Below are 9343 nucleotides of genomic sequence, written 5' to 3' on the forward strand. Positions count from 1 at the left end.
AATATGGCTTGTTGGTCAAGGGGTTAAGACGTCGCCCTCTCACGGCGAAAACAGGAGTTCGATTCTCCTACAAGCTGTTATGCTCTGCAGTTGCAGAGCATTTTTTTTAAGAATAAAACCAAACATAAGTTCATAAAACAAGTATAAATGAGTGGGAAGTTCCAATTTGCGGGACATCTCATTCGGAAAACAGCTTGACAGAAAGAATCACTCAATGGTATAAAATTAACGGATATAAGAGATGATTGAGATGATGAGATAAGGAAGGAAATATAGATGGCAAAAAAAGACGTATACAATGCAGACAGTATTACGGTGCTTGAGGGACTTGAAGCAGTCCGCAAGCGTCCAGGTATGTATATAGGAGGCGTATCTGTCTCTGGTTTAAACCATTTGGTATATGAGATTGTAGACAATGCCGTTGATGAGCATTTGGCAGGTTTTTGTAATCATATAGAGGTGACATTGGAAAATGATGGATCTGTTACGGTAAAGGACAGTGGCCGTGGTATTCCTGTTGATCGTCACAAGCTTGGTGTATCTGCAGAGCGTGTTATTTTTACGACGCTGCATGCAGGAGGTAAATTTGATAACACAGCATATAAAACAAGCGGAGGACTTCATGGTGTAGGATCTTCCGTTGTCAATGCACTTTCTGAATATTTGGAGATCCATATCGCAAAAGACGGATGGGTTTATTATGATAAATATGAGAGAGGAACGCCTGTAATTGAACTAAAGGACGGCCTTCTCCCGAAAAAAGGAAGAACAAAGGAAACTGGAACATGGATTAATTTTAAGCCAGATGCTGAAATTTTTGAGCGAACACGTTTTTCAGCACAGTCAATTATGAGTCGTCTGCATGAGACAACTTATTTAAATCCAGGTCTGGAAATTGTCTTTAATAACAAGCGAAGCGGTGAGGAGGAGAGTATTACCTATTATGAGCCAGATGGAATTTCTGCTTATATCCGCGAGCTGAATAAGGGCAAGGAAACAGTTCATGATATTATCACCTATACAGGAATGAGTGATGGAATAGAGGTAACAGTTGCATTCCAGTTTGTGGATCTGTTTGAAGAAAAGCTTCTTAGCTATTGCAACAATATTTACAATACAGACGGCGGAACACATCTGACTGGTTTTAAGACAAAATTCACGCAGGAAATAAACAGCTATGCAAAAGAGCTTGGCATTTTAAAGGATCCTGCAAAATTTACAGGACCAGATACGCGCTGCGGTATGACTGCTATTATTGCAATTAAGCATCCAGATCCTATTTTTGAGGGTCAGACAAAGACAAAGCTTGGAAGTCAGGATGCTTCAAAGGCAGTAATTAACGTAACAGGAGAGCAGCTAGAGCTTTACTTTGATAAGCATGTTGAGGTGCTAAAGAGTATTATTGGCTGTGCAGAAAAATCTGCAAAGATTAGAAAGGCAGAGGAAAAGGCAAAGTCTAATCTGCTGACAAAGCAAAAATATTCATTTGATGGAAATGGAAAGCTTGCAAACTGTGAGAGCAAGGACAGCAGTCTTTGTGAGATTTTTATCGTAGAGGGAGATTCAGCAGGCGGTTCGGCAAAGACTGCCAGAGACAGACGTTATCAGGCGATTCTTCCAATCAGAGGAAAAATCTTAAATGTAGAAAAGGCATCTATTGACAAGGTGCTTGCAAATGCAGAAATTAAATCCATGGTTCAGGCATTTAACTGTGGTTTCTCAGAAGGATATGGAAACGACTTTGATATTTCTAAGCTTCGCTATGACAAAATTATTATAATGGCCGATGCCGATGTCGATGGTGAGCATATCAGTACGCTTTTAATGACATTTTTCTACCGCTTTATGCCGGAACTGATTCAGGAGGGTCATGTTTATATCGCAATGCCGCCGCTTTATAAGGCAGTGCCAAAGCGCGGTCAGGAACAGTATCTTTATGATGACATTGCGCTTGATAAATACAGAAAAACGCATAAAGATTTCACTTTGCAGCGCTATAAGGGACTTGGAGAGATGGATGCGTCCCAACTGTGGGAGACAACATTAAATCCAGAGAGCCGTTGCTTAAAGCGTGTCGAAATCGAAGATGCCAGACTTGCAAATGAGATGACAGAGCTTTTGATGGGAAGCGATGTTGAGCCGCGAAGAGAATTTATCCATAAGCATGGCCGCGAAGCACAGCTGGATATATGATTTAACAGCTGCGAAGCAGAGATTAAGCCCGACAGGGCGGTTTTGCGCATGATAGGCGCGGATGTGCTGTTTCTTACTAAAATTAGCGAATCCGAAGGTTTTTTGGAATTGCGAGAGTTGCGTAGCAACGGAGCAATTCGTAGGCATTATAATACACAAAATACTAAGAAAGGTATGGAATTTAATATAAATGGCAGAAACAATCATTACAACGGAATATTCGTCAGAAATGCGAAAATCCTTCATAAACTACTCGATGTCCGTTATCACGGCGCGTGCAGTTCCAGATGTCAGAGACGGATTGAAGCCTGTTCAAAGAAGAGTTCTATTTGCGATGGATGAGTTAGGCTTAAATGCAGACAAGCCGCATCGAAAATCAGCGCGTATTGTCGGTGATGCGATGGGTAAATATCATCCTCACGGTGATTCCTCCATCTATGATGCACTTGTTGTACTTTCTCAGGATTTCAAGAAGGGAATGGCACTTGTTGACGGACATGGAAATTTTGGTTCCATAGAGGGCGACGGTGCTGCGGCAATGCGTTACACAGAGGCACGCTTAAAGAAGTTTACACAGGAAGTGTATCTGGCAGATCTGGATAAGAATATTGTGGATTTTGTTCCAAACTTTGATGAGACAGAAAAAGAGCCATCTGTTCTTCCTGTTCGTGTTCCGAACTTTTTAATTAACGGTTCCGAAGGTATTGCAGTTGGTATGACGACAAGTACACCGCCACATAATTTAGGAGAGATCATAAATGCAGAAAAGTTGCTGATGGAATTTCCTAATGCGACTACGGCAGATTTGTTAGATATTATTGAGGGACCTGATTTTCCGACTGGCGGTATTGTGACAAACAAGGACGAGCTGCTTTCTATTTATGAGACAGGACGAGGGAAAATAAGAATACGCGGCAAGGCAGAGATTGTGCGCGGAAAAAGAAAGAGCGACCGTGACAAAATTGTAATTACGGAGATTCCTTATACAATGGTCGGTGCCAATATTGGAAAATTCCTTAGCGATGTGGCAGCACTTGCAGAGTCGAGAAAGCTTCCGGATATCGTGGACATTTCAAATCAGTCCTCAAAAGAAGGTATTCGCATTGAGATCGAGCTGAAAAAGGGTGCTGATGCAGAGCGTATACTTGCCGGTCTTTATAAGAAAACAAAGTTAGAGGACACATTTGGTGTCAATATGCTTGCTATTGTAGATGGAAGACCAGAGGTTCTTGGCTTAAAGGAAGTTCTGACACACCACATTCAGTTCCTTGTTGATATTAACACAAGAAAATATACAAGTCTTCTTGAGAAAGAGAAAAACAAGCGAGAAATTCAGGAAGGTCTTATTCGTGCAGTTGATGTGATAGATTTGATTATTGAAATTATCCGCGGAAGTAAGACTTTAAAGATGGCAAAGGCATGTCTGTCAGAAGGAATCACAGAGGGTATCAATTTCCGCACTGAAAAATCACGCAGACAGGCTGCAAAGCTTTTGTTTACAGAGGCACAGGCAACTGCTATCTTGGAGCTTCGCTTATCCAAACTAATTGGACTTGAGTTACAGGCACTTTTGGACGAACATAAAAAGACGATTGCAAAGATTGCTTCATATGAGCGCATTTTAGGCAGCAAAAAGGCTATGTATCAGACAATCGAAAAGGAATTAGACAGCATACGTGAACATTATCAGGTGCCAAGACGCACAAAAGTTACAAATGCATCTCTTGCTGTATTTGAAGAAGAGCCGGCTGTAGTGTCAGATGTCGTATTTGTTATGAACCGTTTTGGCTATGTAAAGCTTGTAGATAAGGCGCTGTTTGATAAAAATGAGGAACAGCTTCGCAGCGAAAATGTGCGTTTTGTGCCATGTAAGACAAACTCACGTCTTGCTGTATTCACAAAGGAAGGTATTCTTCATTATTTGAAGGCTGATGCAATTCCGCTTGGAAAGGTCAAGGATAAGGGTGCGCCGATTGACAATTTGTGTAACTATAGCAGTGCTGATGAAACAATTCTCACAGTATTTAGCGATGAGGACATAAAGGAAAAGACACTCATTTTTGTGACAAAGAATGGTTTGGTTAGAAAAACATTGGGAGCAGAGCTGATCAGCATAAAGAAAATGATTGCAGCGGCGAAGCTTGGAGAAGGCGATGCGCTTGTTGCGATTTTAGATGCTTCAAAAGAGCTTGTCGCAGTTGTGACAAATAAAAAGCATGCAATTAAATTTTCAACAGAAGAGGTTCCGCTTCAGAAAAAAACTGCAGCAGGTACAAGAGCATTGAAACTAGAAGAAGGGGAAGAGGTTGTATTTGCTGATTCCTTTGATGCAAAAGAAAAAGTTTTTGCAGAAGTTCAGGGAAGAAAAATTGAACTAAGCAAGCTTACAAAGAAGAAAAGAGATGCCAAGCCTGAACAGGTAAAGTAAGCAGCATATGGTTATGTATTGCAGGGCAGCATCAGAAAGGTGAGATTCATGGAGCACAAAAGACCAGAGTATGAGGAAACCCCTCGGATGGCAGAATTTCGAAGACGCAAGGAAAAAGAAATAAAACGTCGCCGCCGCAACAAGCGTATGACAAAAATTGTGTTAGTTATTGTAGTGATTTGGGCACTTATTGCAGTGGTAGCGGCTGCTTTTCATGTGACAAATGGATTTGGCATCTTTGAAGGCAAAAAGCCTTCTTTATCTTCGGCTGAGGAAACAAAGGATGCAATTGAACAAAATGAACAGCAGACACTTGCAGAGCAAAATTTGAAGCAGACTATTGAGAGCGAGAGCAAAAAGGAAGTTGCAGAAAGCGAAGAGACATCTTTAGAGGAAAAAACAGAGGATGCCACAAAGGCTTCTGAGGCAGAAAAAACAGTAAAAAAACATGAAGATCCGCGCGAGGATGTGTGGAATCATTATACGAATATGTTTATTGCATCAAAGGTCAATACGTATCTAAATGTAAGAAATCAGCCAACAACAGACGGTACTATTATCGGAAAGCTGACAAAGTATTCCGGTGGTGAGCTTGTTGAGGATATGGGAAACGGCTGGTGGCACATAAGCTCTGGCGGTATTGATGGCTATATTTGGTCTGAAAATTGTGTGACAGGTGAAGAGGCAAAGGAAGTTGCACTTGAGCACTGTATGCAGATGGTTGAGGTGACAACGGAAAAACTAAATGTCAGAAGCGGTCCTGGTCTTGAGTATGAGGTTTGGACGACACTTAATGCAAACGAAAAGCAGGTAGTGGAAGAAAAAGACGGAGACTGGCTGAAAATTGCATTTAACAGTACATATGGTTATATAAATGAGGACTATGTAAAGACAGGCTTTTATCTTGTTGAGGCAATTCCGTGGAGCAGCATTTCAGATTGTTCTCCGACACGTCAGCAGATCTTAACATTTGGTGAGCAGTATATTGGAACACCATATGTGTATGGCGGAACAAGTCTGACAGGAGGAATTGACTGTTCAAGCTTCGTACAGCAGTGTTATGCGAGTGCAGGCTTTTCTCTTCCAAGAACATCGCGTGAGCAGGCAACAAGAGGCACACAGATTACACTTAACGAAGCAAAGCCAGGTGATCTTTTGTTTTATGCTGATGCAACAGGAACAATTGATCACGTTGTTATGTATCTTGGAGACGGCAAAATTCTTCATGCAGCTTTGTCTCTTGGTCAGGTAACTATCAGTAAATACAATTACAGTACTGAACCTGTTCGCGTTGTAAACATTATTGGAGACTAAAAAACACTTGACCTTTAGGAAAATATATGTTATAAAGGTTATATAGGTTTTTATGGTAAAGAGTGGGCTTGCGAGTCCACTCTTTCTATGTAAATACCCACAAGAAAATATAACTATTCAGAGAGTAGTTGCAAAACAGGCAGATACGCTGCAGCAAACGGCAAGAATTAGGCTTGCGGCGGGAAAGGGCAGGAGTATGAGAAGAAAAGAAGAGATTGAAGCATATGCAGAAAATCTGTTTTTGCCGATCACACAGAAGCATGGATTTGAGCTGGTTGATGTGGAGTATGTTAAAGAGGCAGGAAGCTGGTATCTGCGTGTCTACATTGACAAAGAGGGCGGTATCGCAGTAGATGACTGTGAGGTGGTAAGCCGTGAGGCAGATCCTATTTTAGATACAGATGACTGTATTGAAGAAAGCTATATTTTAGAGGTAAGCTCTCCGGGTCTTGGAAGACCATTAAAGAAGGATAAGGATTTTGCAAGAAGCATTGGTGAAGAAGTTGAAGTTCGACTGTTTCGTGCAGTAGAAGGCTGTAAGGAATATACCGGGCTGCTTAACGCATACGACAAGATAACCGTTACCCTTATGCTGGAGGATGAAAAAACACTGGTGCTTGAAAGAAGCAACATTGCGTTGATTCGTCTGGCGCTAGATTTCTAAAAGCAAGGTAACGATTCACTCATATTGCATTGCTTTGTGAAGAGTGGATAAGGAAATAGAGAAAGGAAAGAGAACATAATGAATACGGAATTGATGGAAGCATTAAATGTCCTTGAAAAAGAGAAGAATATCAGAAAGGAAGTTGTCTTAAAGGCAATCGAGGAGTCACTTGTTCAGGCTTGTAAGCATCATTTTGGAAAGAGCGACAATATTGTCGTAAATATGGATTACAATACAGGCGAGTATGAGATCAATATGGCAAAGGAAGTAGTAGAGAATGTAGAAGATCAGCAGACTCAGATCAGTCTTCCTAATGCAAAGATTCTTGACAAGAGGGCTGTTTATGGTTCTACCGTTTATGTAAAGGTAAATTCCAAGGAGTTTGGCCGCATTGCTGCACAGATTGCAAAAGCAATTATCCTTCAGAAGCTGCGAGAGGAAGAAAATCGTGCTGTTTATGAGCGCTATAAATTAATGGAGAGAGATTTAGTAAGCGGTGTAATTTCAAGACATTTTGAGCGTAGAGGCGAGGATGGAAAGTCAACTACCGTAAATGTCAGTGTAAATCTTGGAAAGGCAGAGGCTACCTTAATGGCAGGCGAGCAGATTAAGGGTGAGGAATATAAGGTCAATACCCGAATGAAATTCTATGTCGTAGAAGTAAAGGATCTGCCGAAGGGACCAAAGATTCTTCTTTCCCGTTCTCGTCCGGAGTTAGTAAAGAGATTGTTTGAGGCTGAGGTTGCCGAGATTAAGGACGGAACTGTTGAGATCAAGGCAATCAGCAGAGAGGCTGGATCAAGAACAAAGATGGCTGTTTGTTCTCATGATGAGAACGTAGATGCTGTTGGTGCATGTGTAGGTGTTAACAGCTCTCGTGTAAATGCTGTTGTAGATGAGCTTGGCGGCGAGAAAATTGATATCATCAATTGGGATGAGAATGCAGCACAGTTTATTGAGAATGCACTCAGCCCATCAAAGGTTATTTTCGTAGCAGTTGATGATGATGAGCATTCAGCGCTTGTTGTAGTTCCAGATAGCCAGCTGTCACTTGCTATTGGCAAGGCAGGTCAGAACGCACGTCTGACTGCAAAGCTGACAGGCTATAAGATTGATATCAAGAGTGAGAGCCAGGCTGAGGAGGAAGGTCTGTTTGATGAGATCGACTTTAGCGCAGCAGAAGAAACTGAGCAGTCCGAGGAGACAGCACAGGACAATGAGGTTCAGGAATAAGAGGTGATAGAGTGGCCGCTGTAAAAAAAATTCCGATGCGTCAGTGTGTGGGATGCGGGGAAAGAAAAAGTAAAAAGGAACTGATCCGTATCGTTTGCTCACCGAGTGAGGATCCTGAAAGGGTAACGATTGGATTTGATCTGACTGGCAAGAAAAATGGACGAGGTGCATATATATGCAGTAGTATGGCCTGTCTTGAGCTGGCCAGAAAGAAAAAAGCTCTTGAACGAGCTTTAAAAACAGAGGTTTCGCAGCAATGCTACGATGATCTGAAAAAGGAGTTGGAGCAGATTGAACGATAAAGTAATATCCCTTTTGGGATTAGCAGAACGCGCAGGTAAAATTGCGAGTGGCGAATTTGCAGCCGAAAAGGCAGTGAAGACAGGAAAGGCACGTCTGATTATTGTGGCAGAGGATGCTTCTGATAACACGAAAAAGAAGTTTAGTGATATGTGTAAGTATTATCAGGTACCTTTTGCATGTTACTCGCAGAAGGGACTGCTCGGTCACGGAATCGGAAAGGAGTTTCGTGCATCGCTTGCAGTTCTTGACGGCGGTTTTGCGAAAGCAATAGAGAAACAGTTGGACAATAAGTAAAGAAAAGGGTCGGTGATACATTTATGGCAAAACTGAACATCCATGATTTAGCCAAGGAATTAAAAAGAGAAGAAAGTGAAATTATCAGCTTATGCTCCAGCAAGGGTATGAGTGGTGTAACAAGAGCAACTATGCTTCAGGATACAATGGTAGAAGAAGTGCGTAAGGCATTCAAAAAGCCAGCAGAGCCAGCTGATGCTGCAGCTGACAAGGATGGCGCACCAAAGAAAAAGCTTCGTCTGTTGTTTCATCCGGAAAACAGCACAAAGCCAATTTCTAAAAAGAAGCGTCCAGACAGTGCGAAGAAGCCGGAAGGTGACAAGGCAGAAAAGTCTGTCGATAAGCAGGAAAAGGCTGCTGAGAGAACAGAGAGCACAAAGCCGGCAGAAAAAGCACAGGAGATGGCAAAGACTGAGGCACCGAAGGAGACTATGACAAGAGAAAATACAAAAAACGACAGAAATGATTCAAAATCCACAAACGATGGAAATAGAAGAGATAATTCCAGACGTGATGGCGGAAATGGTCAGAATGGACAAAGACGCGATGGAAATGGCCAGGGCGGTCAGAGAAGAGAAGGCGGTTATGGCCAGAGAGATGGTCAGAGACGTGATGGAAATGGCCAGGGCGGTCAGAGAAGAGAAGGCGGCTATGGCCAGAGAGATGGTCAGAGACGTGATGGAAATAATCAGGGCGGCTATGGTCAGAGACGTGACGGAAACGGTCAGGGCGGCTACGGTCAGAGAGATGGCCAGAGACGTGACGGAAATAATCAGGGCGGCTATGGTCAGAGACGCGACGGAAACGGTCAGGGCGGCTACGGCCAGAGAGATGGTCAGAGACGTGACGGAAACGGTCAGGGCGGCTACGGCCAGAGAGATGGTCAGAGACGTGACGGAAATGGTCAGGGCGGC

General features: G+C 42.5%; 7 protein-coding genes, 1 tRNA gene and 1 pseudogene. All 9 read left to right on the plus strand.

The window, feature by feature from the left end; all coding sequences use genetic code 11:
• The first annotated feature begins 5 nt into the window (after window positions 1-5).
• A tRNA-Glu gene (locus LKD48_RS15745) sits at window positions 6-77 on the plus strand.
• 199 nt (window positions 78-276) lie between these two features.
• On the plus strand, window positions 277-2193 hold the full coding sequence (locus LKD48_RS15750; protein ID WP_227099971.1) for a DNA gyrase/topoisomerase IV subunit B: 1917 nt from the start codon (window positions 277-279) through the stop codon (window positions 2191-2193).
• A gap of 190 nt (window positions 2194-2383) precedes the next feature.
• Window positions 2384-4621, plus strand: coding sequence for a DNA gyrase/topoisomerase IV subunit A (locus LKD48_RS15755; protein ID WP_308732574.1), 2238 nt, complete (start codon window positions 2384-2386; stop codon window positions 4619-4621).
• A gap of 48 nt (window positions 4622-4669) precedes the next feature.
• Complete coding sequence (locus tag LKD48_RS15760; protein ID WP_308732575.1) at window positions 4670-5935, plus strand: NlpC/P60 family protein; 1266 nt, start codon at window positions 4670-4672, stop codon at window positions 5933-5935.
• Between the two features lie 196 nt (window positions 5936-6131).
• The gene (rimP, locus tag LKD48_RS15765) at window positions 6132-6599 is read left to right on the plus strand and encodes a ribosome maturation factor RimP (RefSeq protein ID WP_308732576.1); all 468 of its coding nucleotides are present in this window, start codon (window positions 6132-6134) and stop codon (window positions 6597-6599) included.
• 78 nt (window positions 6600-6677) lie between these two features.
• Complete coding sequence (gene nusA / locus LKD48_RS15770; RefSeq protein WP_118612117.1) at window positions 6678-7832, plus strand: transcription termination factor NusA; 1155 nt, start codon at window positions 6678-6680, stop codon at window positions 7830-7832.
• 11 nt (window positions 7833-7843) lie between these two features.
• Window positions 7844-8134 carry an RNase P modulator RnpM gene (gene rnpM, locus LKD48_RS15775; protein WP_227099967.1) on the plus strand — a complete coding sequence of 97 codons (291 nt, stop codon included), beginning with the start codon at window positions 7844-7846 and terminating at the stop codon, window positions 8132-8134.
• A complete protein-coding gene (locus LKD48_RS15780; RefSeq protein WP_308732577.1) occupies window positions 8124-8429 on the plus strand; it encodes a L7Ae/L30e/S12e/Gadd45 family ribosomal protein in 306 nt (101 codons plus the stop codon). Before rnpM ends, LKD48_RS15780 begins: the two co-directional genes overlap by 11 nt.
• A gap of 23 nt (window positions 8430-8452) precedes the next feature.
• Window positions 8453-9343: pseudogene (locus LKD48_RS15785) on the plus strand (translation initiation factor IF-2 N-terminal domain-containing protein); the annotation flags it as partial.

This window comes from Anthropogastromicrobium aceti (genome assembly GCF_020687335.1).
GTDB lineage: Bacteria > Bacillota > Clostridia > Lachnospirales > Lachnospiraceae > Anthropogastromicrobium > Anthropogastromicrobium aceti.

What these genes read in the sequence shown, in the direction of transcription:
- rimP (WP_308732576.1), top strand. Translation starts at nt 6,132, where the DNA reads ATGAGAAGAAAAGAAGAGATTGAAGCATATGCAGAAAATCTGTTTTTG.
- LKD48_RS15755 (WP_308732574.1), top strand. Translation starts at nt 2,384, where the DNA reads ATGGCAGAAACAATCATTACAACGGAATATTCGTCAGAAATGCGAAAA.
- LKD48_RS15760 (WP_308732575.1), top strand. Translation starts at nt 4,670, where the DNA reads ATGGAGCACAAAAGACCAGAGTATGAGGAAACCCCTCGGATGGCAGAA.
- nusA (WP_118612117.1), top strand. Translation starts at nt 6,678, where the DNA reads ATGAATACGGAATTGATGGAAGCATTAAATGTCCTTGAAAAAGAGAAG.
- LKD48_RS15750 (WP_227099971.1), top strand. Translation starts at nt 277, where the DNA reads ATGGCAAAAAAAGACGTATACAATGCAGACAGTATTACGGTGCTTGAG.